Source organism: Micromonospora ferruginea (genome assembly GCF_013694245.2).
GTDB classification, from domain to species: Bacteria; Actinomycetota; Actinomycetes; order Mycobacteriales; family Micromonosporaceae; genus Micromonospora; species Micromonospora robiginosa.
Genome location: NZ_CP059322.2, coordinates 1434192 through 1457616, shown reverse-complemented (window position 1 = coordinate 1457616; position 23425 = coordinate 1434192). Strand labels below are relative to the sequence as shown.

Annotated in this window: 24 protein-coding genes; 6 read left to right on the top strand and 18 right to left on the bottom strand. The window is 74.8% G+C overall.

Annotated features, from left to right (window positions below; translation table 11 throughout):
• Nucleotides 1-3 precede the first annotated feature (3 nt).
• Genes H1D33_RS06395 through H1D33_RS06385 form a run of 3 tightly spaced genes read right to left on the bottom strand, consistent with a single transcriptional unit; the run spans nt 4 to nt 1624 of the window.
• The gene (locus tag H1D33_RS06395; RefSeq protein ID WP_181568955.1) at nt 4-378 is read right to left on the bottom strand and encodes a hypothetical protein; all 375 of its coding nucleotides are present in this window, start codon (nt 376-378) and stop codon (nt 4-6) included.
• A 56-nt stretch (nt 379-434) separates the two neighbouring features.
• Nucleotides 435-1124: a hypothetical protein gene (locus tag H1D33_RS06390; RefSeq protein WP_181568956.1), complete on the bottom strand. Its 690-nt coding sequence runs from the start codon at nt 1122-1124 to the stop codon at nt 435-437.
• Nucleotides 1121-1624 (bottom strand): hypothetical protein, encoded by a 504-nt coding sequence (locus tag H1D33_RS06385; protein ID WP_246411602.1) that lies wholly within the window; start codon nt 1622-1624, stop codon nt 1121-1123. Before H1D33_RS06385 ends, H1D33_RS06390 begins: the two co-directional genes overlap by 4 nt.
• Nucleotides 1625-1890: 266 nt before the next feature.
• On the opposite strand from H1D33_RS06385, the gene H1D33_RS06380 reads away from it, so the two are divergent.
• Nucleotides 1891-2829, top strand: coding sequence for a hypothetical protein (locus H1D33_RS06380; RefSeq protein ID WP_181568957.1), 939 nt, complete (start codon nt 1891-1893; stop codon nt 2827-2829).
• A gap of 61 nt (nt 2830-2890) precedes the next feature.
• Here H1D33_RS06380 and H1D33_RS06375 read toward each other — a convergent pair whose 3' ends face one another.
• The 3 genes from H1D33_RS06375 to H1D33_RS06365 all read right to left on the bottom strand — a co-directional run bounded on the left by H1D33_RS06375 (nt 2891) and on the right by H1D33_RS06365 (nt 5830).
• Nucleotides 2891-4042 carry a ricin-type beta-trefoil lectin domain protein gene (locus tag H1D33_RS06375; RefSeq protein ID WP_181568958.1) on the bottom strand — a complete coding sequence of 384 codons (1152 nt, stop codon included), beginning with the start codon at nt 4040-4042 and terminating at the stop codon, nt 2891-2893.
• Between the two features lie 246 nt (nt 4043-4288).
• The gene (locus tag H1D33_RS06370; protein ID WP_220138691.1) at nt 4289-5164 is read right to left on the bottom strand and encodes a zf-HC2 domain-containing protein; all 876 of its coding nucleotides are present in this window, start codon (nt 5162-5164) and stop codon (nt 4289-4291) included.
• Between the two features lie 99 nt (nt 5165-5263).
• Nucleotides 5264-5830: a sigma-70 family RNA polymerase sigma factor gene (locus H1D33_RS06365; protein ID WP_246411604.1), complete on the bottom strand. Its 567-nt coding sequence runs from the start codon at nt 5828-5830 to the stop codon at nt 5264-5266.
• Nucleotides 5831-6260: 430 nt separating this feature from the next.
• Here H1D33_RS06365 and H1D33_RS06360 point away from each other — a divergent pair, with 430 nt between their 5' ends.
• Nucleotides 6261-7844 (top strand): ricin-type beta-trefoil lectin domain protein, encoded by a 1584-nt coding sequence (locus H1D33_RS06360; protein ID WP_181568959.1) that lies wholly within the window; start codon nt 6261-6263, stop codon nt 7842-7844.
• Between the two features lie 66 nt (nt 7845-7910).
• On the opposite strand, the gene H1D33_RS06355 is transcribed toward H1D33_RS06360, so the two are convergent.
• Complete coding sequence (locus H1D33_RS06355) at nt 7911-8858, bottom strand: S8 family serine peptidase (RefSeq protein WP_307755362.1); 948 nt, start codon at nt 8856-8858, stop codon at nt 7911-7913.
• Complete coding sequence (locus H1D33_RS06350) at nt 8831-9400, bottom strand: LysM peptidoglycan-binding domain-containing protein (protein ID WP_307755361.1); 570 nt, start codon at nt 9398-9400, stop codon at nt 8831-8833. The genes H1D33_RS06355 and H1D33_RS06350 overlap by 28 nt, the downstream gene beginning before the upstream one ends.
• 197 nt (nt 9401-9597) lie before the next feature.
• On the opposite strand from H1D33_RS06350, the gene H1D33_RS06345 reads away from it, so the two are divergent.
• Nucleotides 9598-11634, top strand: a complete 2037-nt coding sequence (locus tag H1D33_RS06345; RefSeq protein ID WP_181568961.1) for a hypothetical protein — start codon at nt 9598-9600, stop codon at nt 11632-11634.
• On the opposite strand, the gene H1D33_RS06340 is transcribed toward H1D33_RS06345, so the two are convergent.
• The 6 genes from H1D33_RS06340 to H1D33_RS06315 form a co-directional block, all read right to left on the bottom strand.
• Entirely contained in the window at nt 11595-13403 is a 1809-nt protein-coding gene (locus H1D33_RS06340; protein WP_181568962.1) for a hypothetical protein, read from the bottom strand. The genes H1D33_RS06345 and H1D33_RS06340 overlap by 40 nt on opposite strands.
• A gap of 116 nt (nt 13404-13519) precedes the next feature.
• The gene (locus H1D33_RS06335) at nt 13520-14005 is read right to left on the bottom strand and encodes a hypothetical protein (RefSeq protein WP_181568963.1); all 486 of its coding nucleotides are present in this window, start codon (nt 14003-14005) and stop codon (nt 13520-13522) included.
• A 50-nt stretch (nt 14006-14055) separates the two neighbouring features.
• The gene (locus H1D33_RS06330; protein ID WP_181568964.1) at nt 14056-15699 is read right to left on the bottom strand and encodes a class I adenylate-forming enzyme family protein; all 1644 of its coding nucleotides are present in this window, start codon (nt 15697-15699) and stop codon (nt 14056-14058) included.
• An 80-nt stretch (nt 15700-15779) separates the two neighbouring features.
• Nucleotides 15780-16544, bottom strand: a complete 765-nt coding sequence (locus H1D33_RS06325; RefSeq protein ID WP_181568965.1) for an ABC transporter permease — start codon at nt 16542-16544, stop codon at nt 15780-15782.
• A 1-nt stretch (nt 16545) separates the two neighbouring features.
• A complete protein-coding gene (locus tag H1D33_RS06320) occupies nt 16546-17523 on the bottom strand; it encodes an ATP-binding cassette domain-containing protein (RefSeq protein WP_181568966.1) in 978 nt (325 codons plus the stop codon).
• Nucleotides 17520-18695, bottom strand: coding sequence for a glycosyltransferase (locus tag H1D33_RS06315; RefSeq protein ID WP_181568967.1), 1176 nt, complete (start codon nt 18693-18695; stop codon nt 17520-17522). The genes H1D33_RS06320 and H1D33_RS06315 overlap by 4 nt, the downstream gene beginning before the upstream one ends.
• Before the next feature lie 70 nt (nt 18696-18765).
• On the opposite strand from H1D33_RS06315, the gene H1D33_RS06310 reads away from it, so the two are divergent.
• Both H1D33_RS06310 and H1D33_RS06305 read left to right on the top strand, forming a co-directional pair.
• Entirely contained in the window at nt 18766-19704 is a 939-nt protein-coding gene (locus H1D33_RS06310; RefSeq protein WP_181568968.1) for a 3-oxoacyl-[acyl-carrier-protein] synthase III C-terminal domain-containing protein, read from the top strand.
• A 79-nt stretch (nt 19705-19783) separates the two neighbouring features.
• Nucleotides 19784-20530, top strand: coding sequence for a serine/threonine-protein kinase (locus H1D33_RS06305; protein WP_246411605.1), 747 nt, complete (start codon nt 19784-19786; stop codon nt 20528-20530).
• A 39-nt stretch (nt 20531-20569) separates the two neighbouring features.
• Here the strand turns inward: H1D33_RS06305 and H1D33_RS06300 are convergent, their stop codons facing one another.
• Together H1D33_RS06300 and H1D33_RS06295 are read right to left on the bottom strand one after the other, a co-directional pair.
• Complete coding sequence (locus H1D33_RS06300; protein ID WP_246411606.1) at nt 20570-21109, bottom strand: DUF4240 domain-containing protein; 540 nt, start codon at nt 21107-21109, stop codon at nt 20570-20572.
• Nucleotides 21110-21194: 85 nt separating this feature from the next.
• Nucleotides 21195-21860 carry a hypothetical protein gene (locus H1D33_RS06295; protein ID WP_246411607.1) on the bottom strand — a complete coding sequence of 222 codons (666 nt, stop codon included), beginning with the start codon at nt 21858-21860 and terminating at the stop codon, nt 21195-21197.
• 254 nt (nt 21861-22114) lie between these two features.
• Here H1D33_RS06295 and H1D33_RS06290 point away from each other — a divergent pair, with 254 nt between their 5' ends.
• Nucleotides 22115-22456: an MmcQ/YjbR family DNA-binding protein gene (locus H1D33_RS06290; protein ID WP_181568970.1), complete on the top strand. Its 342-nt coding sequence runs from the start codon at nt 22115-22117 to the stop codon at nt 22454-22456.
• Between the two features lie 34 nt (nt 22457-22490).
• Here the strand turns inward: H1D33_RS06290 and H1D33_RS06285 are convergent, their stop codons facing one another.
• On the bottom strand, nt 22491-22934 hold the full coding sequence (locus H1D33_RS06285) for an NUDIX domain-containing protein (RefSeq protein ID WP_181568971.1): 444 nt from the start codon (nt 22932-22934) through the stop codon (nt 22491-22493).
• Between the two features lie 132 nt (nt 22935-23066).
• On the bottom strand, nt 23067-23267 hold the full coding sequence (locus tag H1D33_RS06280) for a hypothetical protein (RefSeq protein WP_307755360.1): 201 nt from the start codon (nt 23265-23267) through the stop codon (nt 23067-23069).
• Nucleotides 23268-23425: the final 158 nt, after the last annotated feature.

Genomic DNA, 23425 nt, shown 5'->3' with positions numbered 1-23425 from the left:
ACGTCAGTTCCCCTCGCCGTCGCCGCCGCCGGTGCCGAAGACCCAGGTGACGATTGGGCCGGCGGTGGCGACCAGGATGCAGCCGCCCAGCACCATGCCGAGCCGGCTCATGTGCTCCGAGCTCTCCCCGCGCTTGTGCGAGATGGCCATCACCGCGCCGGTGATCAGGACACCGAGCACGCCCGCCGCGGTGCCCGCCCACGCGACCAGGCCGAGCGCCTGCTCGACCTTGGTGGCGAGCGGACCGGGCACCGCGTTTCCGCCGGTGGCCGGCTGCGGCACGCCACCGCCACCGTCGCCGTCGCCCGGTTCGGGCGCGAGGCGGAAGCCGAACGGGATCCGCACCAGACCGCTGTAGTAGATGTCGGAGAGGGTCATGGGTGCTCCTTCGAGGTCGGGGAAGGCGAACAGCCGGCCGGTGGCCGGTCCGGTGGTCACTGGCTGAATCCGAGGGCCTGCACGACCGGCCCGGCGGTGGTCGCGAGCAGGCAGGCCGCCAGCACGAACGCGATCTGCTTGGTGTATTCGGTCCGCTCCTCCAGCGCGCCGCGCCGCAACTGCGACGCCAGCGTCATGCCGGTCACCAGCAGGCCGATCACGGCGGCGGCGCTCACGCACCACGCCATCAGCGTGAGCAACTGCACCACCGGCGCGTTCGGGTCGTCCACCGCCACCTGGTACGGCTCGATCGACGGGGCCTCGAAGCTCTTCTTGTTGATCGCGTTCTCGCACTGGAACTTGCCCGCGTACAGGGCGCCCTTGAGGGTGCACGAGTGCGACCCGGTGATGTCCACGTCGTCCTTGGTCCGCGAGTGGCCGCTCAGGTCGACGAGCATCTCGACGTCCATCCAGACCGTGTCGCCGTCGGTGTACTCGGCGGTCAGGTCGAACGAGCCGTCCGTCGAGCCCTTCTTGCCGGAGCAGACCCGGTCACCGCCCCCGGCCGGGTAGGTGTTCACCGTGGTGGTGGTCTTCAGGCAGATCTTGTAGAGGAACGCGGCGTCGCCGCCGTCCACCGTCACCGTGTAGCTGCCCGCGGCCACCGCCGCGCCCGGCGGGGCGAGCGCGAGCACCGCCAGGACCAGGGCGACGAGCGCCGCGCCGGAGCGGACCGCCCGCCTCACCGCGACCCCCGCGCGGGCCGGGCGTCGGCCAGGTCGGCCAGCCGGGTCAGTTGGCGTGGCGGCCGCTGCGGCTCCACGCCGATCCGGTACGACGGGATCCACGGCACCCGGTGCACCGGGGCGACCGAGCGCAGCAGCCGGATCCGGCCGAGCAGCGGCGCCGGCAGCCGGCCCGGGGCGTCGGCAATCAACACCACGCCCACCAGCCGCATCCCCGCCGGGTGCCGGCCCTCCCGCATCGCGTTGAGCGCCCGGGACACCGCCCGCAGGCCGTCGACGTTGGTCCGGCCGACCAGCGCGACCCGGGCCGGCTCACCGATCGCCGGGTCCGGCCAGCGGCAGCCGATGTCCACGCCCCCGAGCAGGCGGGTCAGGGTGCTGGCGCCGGCGCCGCCGTGCGCGCCGATCCAGCCGATGCCCTCGTCGGAGAGAGCGTCGCGGCCCCGTACCGGACGCTCGTCGCGCTCGCGCGGTCGCCCCAGCACCATCGGTCGGCTCATCGCCCGCCCCGCCTCCTCTCCCCGTCGTCCGTCGCACGCGCCGACCGCCGCCGGATGGCCCGGCCGCAGCGGTCGACGGCCGCACTACGACGCGACCGCCCGCTCGGTTCGACCGGGATCCCAGGTTTTTTCTCGCGTCCGGCGCTGAACCACCCCGCCCACCGACCCGTAGTCGGTGCACCGCGATCCGTGGAAGGAGGCGGCACGCCCGAGCCGGCGCGGACCGCCGGCCGAACCAGCCAGTACCAGCGCTCGAAGGAGTGACCATGTCCGACCTGAGGTACAGCTACGAGCCGGACCCGCGGCAGCCGTCGCGACGCGCCCAGACCTTCGCCGCCGCGCCCGCACCGACGCAGCCCAGCGAGCGGCACTACAGCGTCCCGGTCAACCAGTACAGCCAGTACGCGTACCAGTCGTCGTCCAGCTCGGCGGCGCCGCAGTTCACCGACTCGTTCAACGGCGGGCAGCCGCTGCCCCCGGCCGCTCCCCCGCCGCGCTCCAGCCGGCAGAACTCGGCCGCGGCCCGCAACTCCGCCGCCGCCAACCACCAGGTGGACCGGCTGCGCCGTCGGTCCACCTACGTCGCCACCGACCCGGACCGGCTCGTGCAGACGGCCATGCAGGTGGGGGCGGTGAGCACGCCGGAGCCGGTCGAGCCCCGACGGGGCAGCCAGGTGAACCCGGCGAACCCGAACCGGCCGACCGAGAGCGAGGCACGCAAGGGCGCGCAGAACGCCGGTTTCAAGGGCCTGACCGACTTCAAGAACTACATGAACACCTATCTGCCGCCCGGGTCGGAGTTCACCGCCAACGCGTTGAACGCCACCGCCGGCCTCCTCGAGGGGTGGGCCGCGCGCGGCACGCAGATCGGCGCGTCCGCCGTCACCGCCCTGAAGTCCGGCGTGGAGTTCATCGACGCCGCGCAGAAGGGCGACTGGACCAAGGCCGCGGTCCACGCCGGGAACCTCAGCGGCATGGGCCTGAGCATCGCCGGCACGGCCGCGAACGTCCCGCAGCTCAGCGCCGCCGGCGCGTTCGTCGCGGCGGGCTCCGCCGTCACCAACGCGGCGGTCGACCAGCGGCGGACCGCGATCCAGCAGAACTCGCAGAACGTCGACCTGGAGCGCGGGCGGACCAGCCCGAGATCCAGCCCCACCCAGTCGACCGGGCAGGCGCCGCAACAGGCGCCGGCACGCGGTCGCTGACCGACCGTACGACCAGGCGGGCCCGGGTGATCGCACCCGGGCCCGCCGTCGTCGGGCCGGGTCAGCGGGCCTGGCGCCAGTTCTGGTTGCTCTGGCTCGCCGCGCACTCCCAGATCTGCAACGGCGCGCCGTCGTCGGAGTTCCAGTCCCGCACGTCCAGGCACTTGCCGGAGTGCGGGTTGCGCAGCAGCCCGCCCTCGGCCACCCACACCTGCGCCGGCCCGCCGGTGCACCAGGCGAGCTGCACCTTGGCCGCGTTGTCCCGGGACGCCCACGCCACGTCCATGCACTTGTCCAGCACCTTCAGCGTGTCGCCGGCGCCCCGGGTGAACCGCTGCGCCGGGGAGCCGTTGCACCGCCAGAGCTGCAACCGCACCCCGTCGGCGGACTCGCCGTTCGGCACGTCGACGCACTTGTCCGCGAACCCGCGCAGCGCGAACCCGCCGCCCGAGGTGACCGTCTTGCGCTCGGCCGGCGGCGCGGACGGCGCACCCCCGTTGCGGAACGTCACCACGACCTCGCCGCAGCCGGGGCAGTTGTAGACCGTCTCGTTGCCGGCAACCCGGTCGTGGGTGGACCACAGGTAGGCGCGGGGGCCGAACGGGAGCAACGCGGCGGTGTAGGCGCTCTCCGCGTCCCGGTTCGGGTTGACGCAGTTGATCCGGTCGCCCCGGGCCGGGTCGCGCACCGCGTGCGCCTCCGGGCAGGCCGCCAGCATCTGCCCGGCGGAGCAGTCCCACCGCGCGCAGCTACCCGCCTTCTCCGGGCGGGGCGCGCCCGGCGCGTCGATGGTGATCGTGGTGGACACCGCGTCGACGTAGCTGACGTTGTACCAGGGCGCCGCCGGGTCGTTCCGGTCGAAGTTGAACTCGGCCAGGCTCACCGGCTCCGCGCCCCGCTCACACCGGTCGGCGTACGCGCCGCAGTCGCCGACGAGGCAGCGGAACCCGCCGTTCGGGTCGCCGTCGCACCGCTGGCGGGCGAAGAACCGACCCCGCCAGTGACGCGGGTCGCCGTCGTCCGGCACGACGATCGTGCTCCGCTCACCGGGACGGAGCACGGGCAGGCCGGCGATCGGCCGGGAACCGTCGCCGCTCTCCCCCGCGCCGACCCAAAGCGTCTCCGCGGTGGCGTTGACGAAGGTCAGCCGCGCCCCGGCGGCAGCGGCAGCCGCCCCACCCGGCACGACCAGCCCCACCGCCACCAGCACCACCGCGAGAAACGCAAGGAGGGGCCCCCGGTTAACGCCTCCGGAGGTGGCGGGGCCCCCGGTTAACACCTCGGTCCCCGTCCGTGACGATCCGGTCCTCACAGCCATCTAGCCCTCCCTCGGCCTGGCGGGGACGCGTCGCGTCCCCCGACGTGCGCGGCTGGCGCACGCCCACACGACGACGAGGAAGGTCCTCCGGTTCACCGGAAAGTGGCACGGATCGAGGAGTCCGCCGACGCCGGAGCCGCCTCAGCGGGAGATGGGCGCGGTGACCACGGAGGTGCCGTCGGTCAGGCCCACGCCGACGAAGGAGAGCTGGTCGACCGGGGGCGACAGCTCGCCGGTCACCTCCTGCGGCCCGTTCGACGCGGTCCAGTCCCGCACCGGGTGGCTGACCCCGTCGCGGGTCACCGCGAACAGCCGGTAGCGCAGCCCCGGCCGCAGCCCGGTCGCGGTGATCCGGATGGTGGAGCCCTGACCCTCGTGGGTGGTGATCGACACGGACAGGCTCGCGCCCGCGCCGGGCGCCTCCCCGGTCGCGGTCAGCACCACGTCGTCGCGCCCACCGCCCCCGACCGCCGCCACGATCCCGCCGGTGAGCACGACCAGCGCCAACACCGCCGCACCGGCCCAGAGCAGCAGCCGGCGACGGGCGGACAGCGCGGGTGGGCGCCCCTCGGGCCGGTCGCCGGACGCCCGTCCCGGACCGGTCGGGCCGGTAGCGCGCCGCCGGCGCCCCGGGCCGGTCGAGCCCGCACCGCCGGCCGGACTCCCCGGGCGGTCGCTCCGCCGCCCGGCCGGTCCGCGGGCGGCGGCGTCCCCGACATCGGTACGGGACACGTCCGCGCGTTCCGACGCCGGCGCGTCGGCCCGCACCACCGCCGGTCCCGACACCGCCGGTGGCAGGACGGAGGCCGGCGGAAGGGCGAACTCGTCCCAGTCGGCCGCGCCGAGGCCGCCGAGCCCGCTGGTCACCCCGCCCAGGTCACCCGCGGCGGAGAGGCACTCCCCGCAGCCGGCCAGGTGCGCCTCGAAGGCGACCCGCTCGGTCTCGTCGAGCGCGCCGAGCAGATAGAGCGCCAGAGCCTCGTGCTCGGACGTCGGGTGTTCACCGCCGGTGCGCATCACGCCCCCCTTCCCGACCCGACCGAGGGTGCGCCGGAGCGACGATCCGGGCCACCGCGCCGGTGCCGGGGATCGGACGAGGGTCGCCGGTACGTGACATCAGGCCGACTCGATCGGGCCGATCGCCGCGTGCAGCGCCCGCACCGCGTAGTACGTCCGCGACTTTACCGTACCCTCGGGTATCCCCAGCCGCTCCGCGGCCTCCGCGACCGAGGCGCCCCGGTAGTACATCTCGATCAGGACCTCCCGGTGCTCCGGCTTGATCTGGCGCAGGGCCAGGCGAACGGTGTGGGCGCTGACCACCCGCTCCATCTCGTCGTCGGCCGTGGTGAGCCGGTTAAGGTCGGGCACCGCCACCTCGGGCGGGCGAGCCTGCCGGGCCCGGCCGGCGTCGACGGCCACGTGCCGGGCGACGGTGTAGAGCCAGGGCGCGATCCGGCGCGGCTCCTCGGCCAGCGTGGCCAGGTTGCGCCAGGCCCGCAGGAACGTCTCCTGCACCAGGTCCTCGGCCAACTCCTGCCGGCCGAGCACGAGCCGGGTGACGAACCGCAGCAGCGGCTCCCGGTAGGTCTCGTGGATCCACCGCATGAGGCTCTCCGGGGAACCCTGGGCGGCGGCCTCGCCCGGCGCTCCGGGATCCACCGCCTCGTTGGGCACCGCCGACACAGAACGCCTCCCCCTGACGTGTGGGGCGCGCCCGCACGGTCGACCCGACGCCGTGGCGCCGAGCCCCTCTGAGGGGAAAGGATAACCGTACTGATCGGACGGTGCCGCCGGCCGGCGGACCGCGATCAGGGTGCCGGCGCTCATCGGGCCCCGCCCACGCGGCGCGTCGCCGGCCGGCCCTGGTCCGGCCGGCCGGCGACGGCGCTGGTCGGCCCCGCGCCGGGCGGGTGGTGGCGAGTCGACATCGAACGCTCCGATCGACGGTCCGGCAGCCGCGGCGTGGTCCGTCCGTCGGCGCCACATTGACGGCCCGGTGTGCCGGTCGGTTCAATGGCGGCCGGACCGGAATCGGATCCGATTCCGGTCGGGTGAACCGAGGACGTCGCGCATCCGTCACGCCTGGCGACGTCATCACCGGAAGGGAAGCCCCGTGACACCCGATCTTCCTGGCATCCGATCCCGGCTCGCCCGGATCCCGCGTCGTGTCGTCGCCGCCATCGCGGCCGGCCTCGCGGTGCTGTTCATGGTGATCGCCTCCGTGAGCTGGGGCATCGCCACGGCCCGGGACGACAAGTTGACCGGCCGTACCGTCTCCGCCGAGCATCTGACCGCGATCCGGGCGGCGGCCCGGTCCTGCCCCACGCTGACCCCGGCCCGCCTGGCCGGCCAGCTGATGACCGAGTCCGGCCTGGACGGACGCGTGAGGAAGACCACATCGGGCGGTCGCGGCTTCGCCGGGCTCGACGACGCCGGGTGGAAGTCCTGGGCGCCGTGGCCCGACGCGGACCGCACCGACGCCGCCGCGAACATCCTCGCGCTGGCCCACCAGATGTGCGACCTCAGCGGGCAGCTCCGGCTCGCCGGCATTCCCGGCGACCAGTGGCGGCTGTCCCTGGCCGCGTTCCACACCGGGCTCGACCAGGTGCGCGAGGCCAAGGGCGTGCCGTCCGGGGCGGTGGAGTACGTCGACGACGTGAGCCGCTACGCGGCGTACTACGGCGAGCTGACCGCGTTCGGCGGTTCCGGCACCACCGGAGGTGAGCCGGAGCGCCGGCAGCCCAAGGCGGTGCCGGGGGGCTACGTACGCCTCGTGGTGCGCGCCGGGTCGGTGTGCCCGGAGGTGCCGCCCGCGGCGGTGGCCGCGCAGCTCATGGCGCTGTCCGGGTTCGATCCGAACCTGCTCGGCGATGACGGCCGGCGCGGGATCGCCCAGTTCCTGCCCGAGGTGTGGCGGGCGCACGGCCCCGCGGGCGCCTCGCCGTGGGACCCGCAGGTCGCCGTGCCGGCGGCCGGCGTGGCGCTCTGCGCGCTGCGGCGGGACCTGGCCGGCCTCGACGGCGACCCGGGCCTGCTGGCGCTGGCCGCCTACCGCAACGGCCCCACCGCCCTGCGGCAGACCGGTGGCGAGCTGGACGACGCGACGCAGGCGTACCTGCGGCAGGTGCGGGAGTTCACCGACTTCTACGCGCTCGACGGCCGGTTGCGGGTCCCCTCGGCCAGCCCGAGCCCGTCCCCCGCGTCGCCCTCGCCGTCGCCCTCGCCGTCCGCCGGGTCGCCGCTGCCCCGGCCCAGTGTGTCGCCGTCGACCCGGCCGCCGGCGGAGCCGGAGAAGCCGGCCCCGCCGAAGCGCCCGTCCGGGGCCAAGCAGCTCGTCGGCAAGGAGACCGGGCTGTGTGCCACCGGCGGGACCGGCGACGGCGTACGCGTCGTCCTGCGGCCGTGCAAGGAGCACAAGCTGCACTGGTGGACGTTCCCGTCCGACGGCAGCGTCCGCGTCAACGGCCTCTGCCTGGACGTGGCGTGGGGTGAGAAGCGCGACGGCGCACCGGTGCAGACCGCGTTCTGCAGCGGCAATCCGGCGCAGAAGTGGGAGTGGATCGAACGGGACGGCCGGCGGTCGCTGTTCAACCGGGAGACCGACCGCTGCCTGGACGTCGACGGGCACGGCCCGGACGCTCCGCTGAACGCGTGGACCTGCGTGTTCAACCCGAAGCAGACCTGGTCGCTGCGCTAGCGGGCGGTGCAAGGAGGGGCCCCTTCTTAACAGACGTCTGTTAAAAAGGGGCCCCTCCTTGCACCCTCAGTGGCGGCGGCGCATCCGGTAGACCAGGAAGCCACCCGCGCCGAACACCAGCGCGAAGCCCAGGAGCACGGCGACGAGCGTGCCCCCGCCGCGGCCCGCCTGCGCCGCGGCGGCGGCCGGACCCTCCACCGACGGCGCGACCGCGGCGGCCGGGTTGATCATGCCGGCGCCGTACCGCGCGTCGCCCTCGGCCACCTGCCCGCCCACCGGGTCGGCGGTGCCGCGGATCCGCTCCTCGACCTGCGTGGCGGTGAGGCCCGGCTCGACCGCCCGGATCAACGCGGCCTCACCGGCCACGAACGCCACCGCGAGTTCGGTGCCGGTGTTGCCGACCACCTTGCCCCGGCCCACGCCCAGCGTCGCCACCTCGATGCCGGGCGCGACCACCTCGACCGAACCGTCGAGATACTTCTCCGCGAGCTGCCCGCCGGCCCCCACGCCGCCGGTGAGCACCAGCGCGCCGCCACCGGACCCGCCCCGCGGCGACGGCAGCGTGGTCGGCTTGACCGGCGCGCCCGCCACCACCAGCACGTCGTGCTCCAGCGCGGTGGTCAGCGCGGTCGCCACCGCCGGGTCGGCCAGGTCGACGCGGGAGCCGAGCGCGACCACCTGGGCGCCGGTGCTGACCGCCACCTCGATGGCCGTGGCGGCGTCGGCCGGGCGGGCGTCGCCCGAGGAGCGGACCATCCGCACCGGCACGATCGTCGCGTCCGGGGCCAGCCCCACCGGGTTGCCGTCGACGCTGTCGTCGGCGGCGATGATGCCGGCCATCGCCGTACCGGAACCGAGGCAGTCCTCGTCGCCGCGCCCGTTGCCGACGGTGACGTCCGCGCCCACCGCGACCCGGCCGCTGAGCTGTTGGAGTCCGGCGTCGACGCCGGTGTCCACCACCGCGACCTTGACCCCGTTGCCCCTGGTCAGGGTCCACGCGCTGTCCGCCGCCATGCGGAGCTGCGCCCACTCCGACCGGCCGCTGGACGCGGTCTTGGCGGTGCACTTCGCCGCCGGCGCGGATCCGGTCGGCGAGCCGGTGGGCGACCCGGACGGGGTGACCGTGCCGCCGGGCGTCGGGCTGGCGTCCGGCCGTGGGCCCGGCGAGCCGGACGGGGCGGGGCGGGCCGACGGCCGGCGGGGGTCGGCAACTGGCCGTACTCGACGCCGTCGCCGGCCGCGTCCCACGGCAGCACCAGGTACCACCCGGCGCGCAGCTCGGCCGGATCGGTCAGCCGGGCCCCGTCCGGCTGCACCCGGCCGGTGTTGAGCTGGTAGATCTCCGCGGACCGCTCGCCGCTGCCGAGGAAGCGCCGGGCGATCTCGGTGAGGTTCTCCGGCTGGCCCTGGTAGCGCGCCGTGACCTGGTAGTACTTCACGTACGGCTCGGTGTCCGGCCCGGGGGCGGCGACCGAGGGACGTGGCGCGGCCAGGAACGCGCAGCCGACCATCACCACCACGAGCAGTCGAGCAAGGATGGAGTGCTTAGCCAGCACCGGGGTCCCCTTCCGTCACCGCGGCCCACACCGTGCGGCCGTCACCGTCTATTGCGGATCTGCGCCGACTTCGTTCAAATCAATCTGAACCAGATTTCCATGGCGTCCGTCATGGAGACCGCCGAGGGTACCGGCCCTCGATGTCGAGCAGCTTCGGCCGGCGGTGGGGCGTCGGCGGAACGAAGGCGGGGACGGCGGTGACAGAGCTGGTACGGGCCGTGGGCGGCCGGGGCATCGACCGGGTGCCGAGCACCCGTCGCTTCGACCCGCGCCGGCACCGGCGGGTGCCCGGCCTGCTCGACCTGTGGCTGGTGTGCGGGCCCCGGGGACGGCCGGCGCTGCCGAGCGAGCCGGAGCGCCCGCTGGACGCGCCCGCCGTGGCGGAGCTGGTGCGGCGCACCGGGGACGTCGCGGACGACGTGCGGATCCTCGCCGACGACGGCGCCCGGCACGCCGAGCTGTTCACCGAGGTGGCCGGGTTGCTGGGGCACGACGTGCTGGTCAGCCCGGACGGCGCGGACATCCGGCAGGTGTTGCCCGCCCGCACGCCCGAGGTCGGGGACGGCCCGCTGCACGCGTTGCCGCTGGACCGGGTCACCCGCCAGCCGATGGACTGGCTGGTGCTGCAACCGCCCGACCTGGCCACCCCGCTCCCCGGCTGGTTCGCCATGGAGGACGGTCTGGTCCGGCCCCGCACCGGGGTGGTGAACCTGCCGCTGGCCACCGGTGTGGCGTTGGCCACCCGGGCCGACTTCGTGGCCCGCCGGGCCACCGCCCACCGGCTCGGCGCCACCGGGTCCGAACTGGTCACGGTCTCCGTCACGGTCCGCGCCGGCGGCTTCCTGATCGGCGACTACAGCGGCACCCAGCAGGTCCGCGACGCCGGGCACCTGGCCGCGCTCCTCGGCGAGCTGCCGCTCTACGGCGCCGACCTGCGGCTGTGGCTCACCTGGCCGTCCGAACCGGACGAGCAGGCGAAACTCGTCACCCAGGCCGCGGAGCTGGCCGAGACCACCGGCGCCACGGTGTGGACGCCGCCGCCGGGCGGCCGGGCGGAACTGCTCGGCGACCGCCGCGACCTGCGGGCGCTCGACGCGGCCGGCGGCGTGGCGCCGTGGCAGGCCCACCGACCGAGGTACGCCGAGGGCCCGCCGGCCGTCGACGCGACACCCGACGGACTGCTGGCGCCCCGCGTGTCGCGGCAACGCGTCGTGGTGACCGGCGACGCCCCGCCCGACGACACCCCGACCGGCGACGCCGACGACGCTGCCCCGAACGACACCGGATCGGACGGCACCGGATCGGACGGCACCGCGCCGGACGGGCCCGGGCCGGCCCGGCCGGCACCCTCGGCGCGCCCGACGCTGGCCGCCGAGACCCGCCGCGCGCCCCGCTACGGGCCACCGTGGCTGCGTCCCGGCCAGCAGGTCAACGTCACCACGTTCGAGGCGTTCGTGCCGGTCACCGGCGACCTGGAGCGGGCCGCGGCCGACGGCGTACCCAGCGCGGAGCTGTTCCTGGTCGCCCACCTCGACCCGCGCTCCGCGCCGCAGCGGTCCGACCTGCTGCGGGTCCGGGTCGAGCCGGGCGGTGCGATCCCGGTGCAGGTGCTGCGCTCCCACGTCCCGGCGCGCCTGCAATATCTGCTCGGTGCGCCGGACACCTTTCTGCTGCCGGCCGGTCGGCTGGACCGGGCTCGGGTGCGCGACGGGTTCCGGGCCACCGACGACGACGGCCTCCGGGCGGTGGACGGGCTCGACGGCGCGCCGCTGCGCATCCGGTCCGCGCCGGCGGGCGCGTCGAGCGGCGGGCTGCCGCACGACGTCAGCCGGTGGCCGGCGCACGGCACCCGCCGGGCGTACGCGCTGCTGCCGGAGCGGTCCCGCGGCCTGGCGTCGGGCTGGATGCCACTGACCCGGCAACGCCCGGCGGCGCGGGCCGGGCGGCTGCTCGTGGAGGTGCGGGTGCCGCGCGGCCGCACGGTCGACGTCGAGGCCACCGCCGACGCCCTGGCCGCGCTGCCGCTGGCCCGTGGCCGGACGGCACGGCTGCGGCAGGCGGGCGTCGACCTGATCCTCACCAGCCGCTCCTACGACCGGGTGCAGGTGGACCGGGTCCACCGGGCGCGCGACGGGGTGTGGGAGGCCGTGCCCGGGGTGGCGGCGGGACCGCTGCCGGTGGTGCTGCGCGGCGTTCAGTCCCCGCCGCCCGCCGCCGGCTCCGCGTCGAGCTGAAGCGACCAGCGGCCGGCCGGGACGGGACCGAGCACCACCGGCACGCACCGGCCGCCGGTGGCGGCGGCGAGGCCACGCGCCCCGGCCGGCGGTGGGCCCTCGACGAACACCACGGACGGCTCGGGCAGCCCTTCGCCGGGCCGGGGCGGCTCGGGGAGGTCGGGCAGCCGGCGGCAGCCGGCCGGCAGGTCACCGCCGGGCGTCTCCCCGACGACCGCCACGCCGACCCCGGCGGCGGACAGCGTTCCGGCCAGCGCCACGGCGGCCCGGCCGCAGAGCGCCACCGGACCGACGAGCGTGAACACGTCCGGCACCCGGGCGAGATCCACGTGCAGCCGCCACGGCCCGCGGCGTCCCAGCACCAGCGGCAGCATCGCCGGCGGGGCCGTCTCCCCCGGACCCAACCAGGCGTACGGCGGCGCGCCGCGCCCGGCCGCCACCCCGACCAGCCGGACCCGGGCCGGGCCGACGTCGGTGTCCAGGTCGGCGGTGAGGTACGGCGCCCCGTCCTCGGCCGGCAGCGGCGGGCGCGGCACGTCCGGCGTGGCGCCGACGTCCGCTCCGCCAAGGGCCGCTGTCGACGGCGCCGGCCCGGCCACCGACGCGGCCGTCGCCGGGTCCGGCCCGGACGCCGTGACCGCTCCGGGCCCGGTGACCGATCCGGACGTGGCGGACCGAGGCGTCGCCGCCCCGGCGGCCGAGGTGGACGTCGCGGTGCGGGGAGACACCGTCGAACCGGCCGCCGTCTCGCCCGGGCCGGCGGGCCTGGCCGCCTCGGTGGAGTCGGTGGGCCTGGCGACCTCGGCCGGGTCGGTGGGCGCGGCAGCCTCGGCCGGGTCGGCGGGCTTGGCCGCCTCGGTGGTCGGCGCGGGCGGGGAGACGGCGGTCCCGGCGGACCGGACGATGGGCGCGGAACCCGGGGCCGTCGACGGGGGCGGGTCCCCCGCGGGTGCGGCGGTCGCGGACGGCGTCCGCACGCCGGTCGCGAGCGGTTCCGGTGCCAGGGCCGATACGGGCGAGCCGGTGTCCGGCCGGAAGCCCGGCGGCCCGGCCTCGCCCTCGGCTTCGGTCCTCGCGCCGGCGCCGGGTGGGGGCGTGTGGTGCCGGTGCGGCGGCCACGGCCCGTCGTCGCCCGCCACGGCCGGCGCGCGACCGCCGCGGCCCGGCCGCAGCAGCACGATCGCCACCACCGCGAGCAGCACCGACAGCACGCCGGCGCCGACCCGGATCACCAGCGGGTCGATCCCGCCGCCGGTCGTCCGGTCCCGTCGTGGCGGCGCGGCGACCTCGGTGGTGGCCGGGGGCCGGGCCGCCGCCCCGGCAGTGGCGGGCGACCGTGCCGGGGTGGACGACCGCGCCGGGGTCGGCGCGGCGGTGGTACGGGTCGGCGTGGACCGCGCCGGTGCGGGTGGACGGGTCGCCGGCGGGGTGGCCCGGACGCGGGGCAGCGGGCCGATGCGTACCCCCTGGCCCTTGGCGTCGCGGGGCAGGACGAGCACCCAGCCCGGGTTCAGCGTCAGCCCGTCGGTGAACGTCTCGCCGTCCGGCTGGGCCCGGCCGGTGTTCAGGTCGACGATCTCCCGGTAGCGGTTGCCGTTGCCGAGCGTGCGCAACGCGATCGCGTACAGGTATTCCCGCTGCCCGTCCACCGGCGGCCCGACCACGTAGTAGCGGCCGGTCTCCGCCGGCGCGGCGTGCGCCGGAGCGCCGGGCGCCAGCCAGATCCCGACCAGCACCAGCACCGCCTGTACGGCCCGCCGCATCCGCACGCGTCGCCCTCCCTGTCTGTGCACCGCCATCCTGCCGTCCGGCTCACTACGGACCGGACCGCCGGCGGTTCAACGGTGATCGCGGCCAGATCGCGCGGCGGCCCGGCCGGCCCGGGTCACGGGGAGGTGGAGAAGACGCCGATCGCCGCGAGCCCGCCGCAGCAGAGCGGCACGATGACGGCGAGCGAGACGAGCATGATGCTGTAGTTCGACCACAGGCCGAAGCGTGTCACGTCGGTGCCGTACCCGTCGTGCACCCGGTTGCGCCAGCCGCCGAAGCGGAACGACAGGTGCTGCGCGGCGCCCGGCTGGAGCATCACCGAGGTGGTGACGATCGGCACGCCCAGGAAGTCGGTGTAGCGGACGTCGTGCGGCCCCGGTGGCACCGCGATGTGCCAGGTGCCCTCACCGGGGATCGGCACCGACTGCCGGTCGATCTTGAAGCGGCTGGTCGTCGGCACGGGCACCAGGTAGGGCCCGCGGTTCACCGAGACGACGAGCACCGCGTAACCGGGCGGCGGCACGATCGGATGGGGGTACGCGACGAGCGGCGAGACGACGCCGGGCATGGGCGGGTACGGCTGCGCGGGGAGGTAGGACACGGCTGCCGATTCTGGCACGGCCGCGCACCCCCGCCGGATCGGGAATCCGGTCAGGGCTGGCCGGCGCCGGCCAGCAGGCGTTGACGCATCAGGAACTTGCGGACCTTTCCGGTCGGTCCGGTCACCACGTCGTCGTCCGGCACGGTCACCACCCGGCGCAGCGTGGCGGCCACCGCCGGGCCCAGCGCCGCGCGGACCCGGTCGGTGCGGTCCAGCGTGGTGTCGGCGTCGTCGGCGAGCAGGAGCAGCACGTCGGTGACCGTCGCGCCGTCGTCGGCGGTGGCCGCGACGACGGTGCAGTCCCGCACGTCCGGGCAGTGCTTGAGGATGCGCTCCTCGGACAGCGCGGTGTAGAGCCAGGCGCCACCGCCCAGGTCGACCGCGTCACTGGCCCGGTCCACGTGGTGGTAGTCGCCGGCCTCGTCGCGGTACATCAGGTCGCCGGTCAGGTACCACCCGCCGAGGCGGGTGCGCCAGGTGGTGACCGAGTCGTTCCAGTAGCCGATCGCCAGCGTCGGCGACTTCAGCCCGACGTGCCCGACCTGCCCGTCCGGGACCTCCTCGCCGGTGGCCACGTCGAGCAGGGCGATCCGGGCGAACGGGTACGGCCTGCCGACGCAGCGGTCGTAGCGGTCGCTGCCGAGGCGGTGGGTGATCCGGAACGCGCCGTGCCCCATCTCGGTGGAGCCGAGCATGTCGACGAACTTGGAGCCGGGCACGTCGACCAGCCCGTCGCGGGTCCAGGTGGGGTGGCTGCCGACGGCGACGAGCCGGCGCACGTGCGACTCGTGCGCGCAGTCGCCGGTGTTGAACCAGTTGCGCACCGAGCTGAGGTCGCGGGTGCCCAGGTCGACGCGGGCCAGCTCCGACCAGGTCACCGCGAAGCCGAACACGCCGGTCGGGCGCCACCGTTCGATGGCGTCGAGGATCGTCTCGGCGCTGCGCGTGAACGGGCCGCCCTGCGCCGACAGGCAGAGCAACTGGTAGCCGTTGCAGAGCGCCTGGTTGAGCGTGATGATGCCGGCGGCGTGCGCGGCCGGCAACGCGGACAGCTCGCGCACCTCGCCGTACGGCCGGGACTCGGTGAGCCGGACCGCGCGGATCGCGGCGAACAGGCCGTGGTGCGAGTGCACGATCGCGGCGGGCACCCGGGTGGTGCCCGAGGAGTGCGTGACGACCACCGGGTCCTCGGGGTGGTGGCGGTGGTGCGGCGGCGCCTGCGCGGGGTCGCCGGTGCCGGTCTCGGCCGCGTCGCCGAGCACCGGTACGCCGAGGTCGTGCTCGCGCAGCGCGGCGTGGTCGGCGTCGAGCACCACGCCGACGCCGCGCAGCCGCCTGACGAACTCGGCGGCCAGCTCGATCGGCATGTTGCCGTTCATCAGCGCCGGGATCGCGCCGAGCCAGGTGAGGGCGAGGAAGTTGAGGAACACGTCCGGCGCGGAGGTCACGTAGACCGCGACCGGGTCGCGCCGGCCGACGCCGCGCGCGGCGAACCAGGCCGCCCGGGCGGCGACCCGGTCGGTGAGGGTGGCCAGCGACAGCGGGGTCCAGGCGGGGATGTCGTCCACGTCGACGTCGAACGTCACCCGGGGCGCGTGCAGGTCGGCCCCGTGCGCGGCCAGTCGCGGCAGCACGTTGCCGGCGCCCAGTTCCGCATCCGCCGCCAGGGTCGCCCGGAAGTTGTCGGCACCCAACGCCTCACCTCCTCACGTCGCCAGGACACGATCAGGTTAGAGCGCCGGCAACGCTGAGACAATGGTCGATGTACGGACGGTCAGGAGACCTCGCGGTTGAACAGGTGCGACGACCAGAGGAGGCTGGCGGCGGCCAGCCCGACCATGATGAGCGCGCCCTGCCAGACCACGGTCTGCACGATCTGGCCGGCGAACAGCGCCCGCATGCCGTCGGTGGCCCAGGCGAACGGGTTCCACAGCGCGACCCGCTGGATCCACATCGGCGCGAGCACCAGGGGGATGAGCACGCCGGCGAGCAGCGAGATCGGCTGCCCGACGGTGTTCACCAGTACGCCGAGGCTGTTCTCGTTGCGCACCAGCAGCGCGATGTCGTACGAGATGGACGTGCTGAGCAGCACCATCACGCCCAGCAGCGCGTACGAGACGAGCAGGTTGGCCAGGTGCACGCGCAGGCCGAACGGCAGCGCCACGAGCGTGACCACGACGGCCTGCACCACGTTGAGGCACACGTGCATCAGGGCCCGGCCGAGCAGCAGCGCGGTGCGGCTGATCGGGGTCACCCGACACCTGTCGATGATGCCCGCGCGCAACGCGCTGAGCAGCCCGTAGCCGGCGAACAGGCCGCCGAACAGGCCCATCGCCACGAACAGGCCGGGCACGTAGATGCGGTACGCGTCGGCGTAGCTGGAGGCGCCCCGGTCGACCATCACCACCTTGAGGAACGGGGCGAAGAGGACGAGGTAGGTGATCGGCTGGGCCAGGCTGAACGCGACCATCACCGGGTTGCGCACCATCAGGCCGGCCTCCTGCTGGAAGACCAGCCAGGTGTCACGGGCGAGCTTCACGTCACTCCTCCAGTGAGCGGCCGGTCTTGGCCAGGAACACGTCGTCGAGGCTGGGCCGGCGGGCCTCGATCGCGCCGGGCTCGATGCCCCGGTCGTAGAGCGCCCGCATGATCTGCGGGATGGCGGTGGCGGCGCCGTCGACGTAGAGCCGCAGGACGCCGTCGACCGGCTCCGCCGCGCGCACGTAGGGCGCCTCGGCCAGCAGTTTCGTCGCGGCCGGCAGGTCACCGCCGGCCGCGTCGAGCAGGTCGGGCGCGGCGAAGTCCACGGTGACCACGTCGCCGGAGATCTCCCGCTTGAGGTCCGACGGGGTGCCCTCGGCGACGATCCGGCCGGCGTCGATGATCGAGACCCGGTCGCAGAGGCTGTCCGCCTCGTCCAGGTAGTGCGTGGTGAGGAAGATCGTCATGCCCTCGTCGCGCAGCCGCCGGACCTCCTGCCACATCCGGGCCCGGCTGGGCGGGTCGAGCCCGGCGGTGGGCTCGTCCAGGAACATGACCCGCGGCGAGTGGATGACGCCCAGCGCCACGTCGAGCCGCCGGCGCTGCCCGCCGGAGTACGTCCGGATCTTCCGGTCGGCGAAGTCGTCGAGCTGGAACGCGCGGATCGCCGCCACCGCCAGCTCCTGCGCCACGCTCTTCGCCAGGCCGTGCATCCGGGCCTGGAGCACCAGGTCCCGGCGGGCGGTGGAGTCGTCGTAGGTGCCGCTGGCCTGCGCCACGAACCCGATCCGCCGGCGCACCTCGGCGGGTGAGCGGAGCAGGTCGACACCCGCGATCGTCGCCGCGCCACCGCTGGGTCTGAGCAGCGTAGCGAGCATCTTCAGGGTGGTGGACTTGCCCGCGCCGTTGGGGCCGAGGAAGCCGACGATCTCACCGCGCCGCACCGCGAAGTCGACGCCGCGTACCGCCTCGACCGTGCTCGCGCCGCGACCGCGGCCCACCCGGAACGACTTGCGCAGGCCGGTGGCCTCGATCATCGGACCTCCTGGTGCGACGGTGGCGCCGGGACGGCCAGTGCGGCGAGGTGGTCGGCGGCGGCCCGGGCGCCACCGGCCGCGGCGAACGACGCGGCGACCCGGCGCGCGCCGTCGCGGTGGGCCGGGTCGTCGAGGACGGCCGCCAGCGCCGAGGTCAGCTCCGCCGGGGTGGCCTCGTGGAACGAGACCGCGAGACCGGCCCCGGCCCGCGTCACCTGCCGGGCCACGGTCGGGTGGTCGTGGCGGATCGGCGCCACCACCACCGGTACGCCGTGGGCCAGCGCCTCGGAGACCGTGCCCAGCCCGCCGTGCGAGACGACCGCGTCCAGCCGGGGCATCAGCTCCAGCACCGGCACCCGGGGCGCGACGAGCACGTGCGCCGGTGGGTCGGGCAGCAGGCCCGGCGGGGCGGTGAGGACCACCTGGACCCGGTCGGCCAGCGGCGCGGTGGCGGCCGTGATGCGCCGGTAGAAGTCGCTCGCCAGGTGCTCGGCCATGGTGCCGACGGTGACCAGCACGTGCCGGCGGGCCGGATCCCAGGCGTCCCAGTCGAAGGCGGGCGCGTTCGGCCGCCGGCCCAGCGCCGGCCCGGTCAGCACGCACCGCGCCGGCAGCGCCGCCGGGCCGGTCAGCGCCGCCGTGGTCAGCCCGATCACGAGGTACGGCGAGAAGCGCAGGTCGAGCGCCGGGTCGACGGGCAGGTCGGTCATCGCCCACACCCGGGCCACCTGCGCGCGCACGTAGTCGTCGAACCCGGGCATCTCCTCGGTCGGCGGGGTCAGCTCCAGCATGCCCACGCAGAACGTCGCCCAGCGCACCCCGTGTCGGTGCGCGGCCAGCGCGCCGGCCAGCGCGTACTGGTCGGCCACGACCACGTCGGGGCGGTATTCGGCGACCGCCCGGTCGGCGGTGTCGCGGATGAACCGGTTGGCCGGCAGCACGTGCCCCGCCCAGAGGCTGCGCACCGAGTCCATCCCGGACGCGGCGTCCGGCCGGTAGTGCCGCTTGCCGGTCGGGTAGAGCGTGGCGTCCGGCCCGATCAGCGGCCGCAGGTCGCTGCGGGGCCCGCACCAGGCGACCTCGTGCCCGGCGGCCTCCAGCGCCTGGGCGACGGCCAGTGGCGCGGACAGGTGCGACACCACCGGCAGCACCACGAAGAGGAACCGAGCCACGTCGATATGATGCCACGCGCGTTGACATCCATCGGTGTCGTTGGTGTGATCGCTGCGTGACGGTGTGCGGATGACGGCGCTCGACGCCGTCTCGGTGTTCCTGCCGAGCCGCCGGGTGCCGATCGAGGCGCTGGCCGCGCCGCTGCGCCTGACCGAGATGCAGATCCGGCTGTTCCGGCGGTTCCACGGGCTGACCGAGGTGCGCCGCGACCCCGACCGCTCCCTGCCCGACCTGCTGCTGCGCGCGACGGACGGCCTCACCGCGCTGCCCGGCGTGGCGCAGCGGGTTCGCTTCGTGCTGTACGCGCGCGCGTTCCCGGTGGTGGCGCCGTATCCCGCCAACCCGCTGCACGACGTCTGCCGGAAGCTGGGGCTGGGCCACGCGCTCGCGTTCACGCTGACCCAGCAGTCCTGCGCCGGCGCGCTGGCCGCGGTCGACGTGGCCGGGCGGCTGCTGGCCGCCGAGCCGCCCGGGCCGGACGGCGAGCCGCTCGCGCTGGTGCTCACCGGCGAGAAGGCGTTCACCCGCGACGCCCAGTTCATCCCGGAGACGTCGGTGTTCAGCGAGGGCGCGTCGGCCTGCCTGGTCAGCGCGCACGGCGGCCGGGACCGGCTGCTCTCCTACGCGTGCACGCAGCGCGGCGAGTTCGACGTGGCCGGCGGCGCGTCGCCGGCCCGGTTCCAGCGCGAATATCGCCCGGCGTTGGCCGAGGTCATCGACCGGGCCCTGACGGACGCCGGCACGACGCTGGCGGAACTGCGGCTGGTGCTGCCGCACAACGTCAACCTGTTGACCTGGAAGCGGCTGGGCAAGCTGATCGGCCTCCCGCTCGACAAGGTGCTGCTGGACAACGTCACCGAGACCGGTCACGTCTTCTGCGCCGACGCGTTCGTCAACTACCGCACCGCGCGCGAGCGTGACCTGTTGCGCCCGGGCGACCGTTACCTGGTCGCGGCGGTGGGCGCCGGCGACGGGGCGACGTTCGCCGCCATGGTGTTCGAGCACTGACCTGGGAGGCGTCCTGCTGCACCTCATCCGGGCCGCGCGCCGGGAGTTCACCGGCCCGGCCGAGCTGCTCGCCGACCCGGTGCTGCGGGCCCGCGCCGACGAGTACCTGACCGACCTGACCCGCCCGTACGGCCTGCGGTTCGACCCGACCGCGCGGGGCCAGTCCTACGGCGAGATGGCCGCGGCGCTGATCCCGACGCTCGTGCCCGACGACGAGCCGGTGGACCTGCTGGTGCTGGCGTACGCCGTGCACGACGCGCTGCCCGGGCGCGCCACCGCCGCCTACCTCAGTCACGTCTGCCCCGGCACGCCGATGTCGTTCGCGCTCTGCGACCAGGGCTCGGCGGCGGCGTTCACCGGGCTACGGATCGCCGACGCCTCGGCGTACCGCCGGACCCTGCTGATCGCCGTCGAGCAGGCCGTCCTGCCGTACGACCCGGGGGTTGCCGTGCCGGCGCGGCACCGGGCCGTGGCGCTGCTGCTCGGCGGCGGCCCGGCCGACGGTGGCGCGCGGGTGACCGCGCTGCGGCAGCACGCGGACGTCGGGCCGGCCGAGGTGGCCGGCCTGGCGGCGGCCGAGCTGCGCGCGCTCGGCGCCGGGTCCCCGGACGTGGCGGTGGTGCTGGGCGCGGGCCTCGCCGCCACCGGCATCGCGCTCGGGGCGAGCCCGGTGACGGCGATGCCGCCGGGGCAGCCGTCCACCGGGGTGTGGTGGGCGCTGCTGGACCGGATCGACGCCGGTCCGGATCGACCCGGGGCGGTACTGGTCGCCGACTACGAGCCGGACCTGCGCTATCTGTGCCTGGTCATCCTGGCCCACGGGTGACGGCGGGGCCGACCACGACCGGCCCGACGGGCAACGCTGTCAATCGGCCGGATCCGCCCAGGGCCGCTGGATCCAACTGTTGTCGTCCAGGTACGCGGTGAGGCGAGGAAACTGCCGTCTCGCCTTCGCCTCGTCCGTCAGATCGACGGGCGTCCCGAGCGGCTCGTCCAGGCCCGGCGGGCCGTCCACGGCGAACGGGGCGCCAGTCGCGGCAATGTGTGCCTCCATGGCCAGCCCGGTGAACCAGTCGATCTGTGCGTTGTGCCGATCGGGCGCCAACTCGACCAGACTGTCCGGGTCGTCCAGTAGTCGTCGTACGGTGTCGCGCCCGTGCGAGACGATCCAGCCCTGCACGGCGAGGAAGTCGTCCGTGGGCCCCAGCAGCAGAACCGCGGCGTCACTGATCGGCCATCGAAAGACCTCGTCCTGCGCCTGCTCCCACAGTTCCTGGAACCGCTCGATGTCATCGGGTGGCAGCGCTCGAAGGCGGCGAAGCAACACCTGGGCGACGCGTTCACTGTCGGCACCCATCTCCGCGCGGGCGTCTTCGACGATGCTCCAGAAAAGCTCCCCGTCCACCCGCGAACAATAGCGACTGCGCGTGAGCCGCGAGGTCCGCGAAGAGGCGGTTGGAGCAGCGTCACCCGCCGGCACTCCCGCCGGCCTAGCTGGGTCGGACCGGTCGGGGGTCGGGCCCGGAGCCAGGGATCTCCAACAGGCTCCGGATCTCCACGAACTCCTTCCCACGAGTGTTCGGGCGCTTCTTCGGGCTGAGGAAGGTGACCGTGCCGACGCTCGCCCGATCGGCCCACGCGCACATCGTGACGTAGTACTCGCCATTGCGGCCGGCACCGCAGCGAGCCTCACCCCCCAGGGGTCCCGGCTCCACCGTCCGAACGTCGCGCAGCCGGGGAAGCAGCTTGAAGAGCCCGTCCAGCGCCGCATCCTCGTCTCGTACGGAGCCGGCCACCGCGCTCACCATCACCGCATAGTCGGCGTCGGTCTCACCGTTGTAGACCTGCGCGGCCGAGTCGCGCGGCTGCCGGACCAGCCGAGCGAGCTGATCGGTGTTCTCCCCCGCCGCGAACAGCAGCGGGCGGTAGAAGAACTGGGAACGCGTGCCCAACCGCATCGGCAGTTCCAGGCGTGCCCACGGCGCGGACGGACTCGCCGAGGCCTGCGCCGACACCGAGCCGGAGGGCCGCGCCGACGTGGCCGGGGCAGGCTCAGTCGACTGTCGGCCGGGCGGGGAGGAGCAGCCGAGCACCGCGCCGCAGGCGATCACCGACGCCATCGCCCGGGCCGCCTTCCTGCCGACGGCGCTGGACATACCCGACTCCCTCACCGAGATCGACACATTGACGGGACGATACCGCGACCCTCGGCGGGATCTGTCTCCGCCATCACCCGGCGAGCGCTGGCGTGGGCATCGGAAGGAGCGGCTCCTCGGTCAGGCGGAGGCAGCCGAACCCGGACGTCTCGAACCATGCCACTGCGCCGTCACGATGGACGGCGGTGACGATCCGGTCCGGACCGGGATCGTCAGCGGCCCATGATGACGTACCTCATGCGTACGGTCGGGGCATGGTGACCGTAGCCGACGTCCGCGCCCTGGCGCGGACGCTGCCGCGCAGCAGTGAGCACCTCATCCGGGACCGCGTGAAGTTCCGGGTCGGCGCCATCGTGTACGTGGCGTTCTCCCGCGACGAGACGACGATGGGCTTCGGGTATCCGAAGGAGGAGCGCGACGGGCTCATCGCCGGCGACCCGGACCTGTTCTTCCTGCCCGGTGTCTCCGACCAGCGCTTCAACTGGGTGTGCTGCCACCTCGCCCGGCTCGACCACGGAGACATGACCGAGCTGGTGACGGAGGCATGGCGCATGGTCGTGCCCAAGTTCCTCGCCCGGCAACGACTCGGCGGTTGACCGGCGCTGTCCCCGTCGGAGAGCGCTACCGGCCTCACGGCGCGGCCGTCGGTGTCCCGTCGCGACGACGCGACCGGCCGGGGCCGGCCAGAGCACGGACCAGTGCCGGCAGGTCGCCATGCACCAGGGGAAGGTCGCCGAGCTCGTGGATCCCGACCCACGCCATGTCGTCGTGCTCGTCGGGCGCGCAGTTGGTCGGCGAACCTACCCAGTCTCCGACGTGCCAGACGCACAGGTGAACGGCGTTGTCGCCGCTGCCGAGGCGCAGCTCACCCAACCGTGACGAGGACTCCGCCACGATCCGGACACCGAGCTCCTCGTGCATCTCACGTGCGAGCGCTTGCAACTCCGACTCGCCCGGGTCGACGTGCCCGCCGGGCAGATCCCAGAGATCCGGATAGGCCCGGCGGGTCGGGCTGCGGTGCACGAGCAGGACCGCGCCGTTCTCCACGAGTGCGCCGGTGACCACGAGATGCATGCGGGGATTGGAGCACGGGGATACGACAGGCTCCGCGGCGAAAGGGGATGACGCCGGCGACGACATGTCGCACGTCCTCGCGTGCGATCGCCGCCGACGGGTGGGGTAAGGAGTGACCCAGCGGCGGCGAGGTCAGGGCTGCTCCTCGTCCCCGCCTCGCTGGTTCGGCCGGTACCGCTTGATCCACGCTTCGACGTCGGCGCGATCCCACACCCGCACCTTGCCGCTCGCCACGGTGTCGATGGGGTCCGGGAATGTCGACCGATTGGTGATCTCGGTCGCCCGCGTGCGCGACACGCCGCCAAGCATGTCCGCGATGTCGGAGAGCGCCACGAGCCTCACCCCGTGACCGTATGCACGTGACTCGTGCACACGTTGCCACTTCCAACCTTGACGGTGTGCACGTTACAGGGGAGGCTGGTGGGGGCACGTCCGGTGAGCGGTCCAGGTACCTGAACGGGGTTCGGTGCCTGGATCTGCCCGTCTCGGGA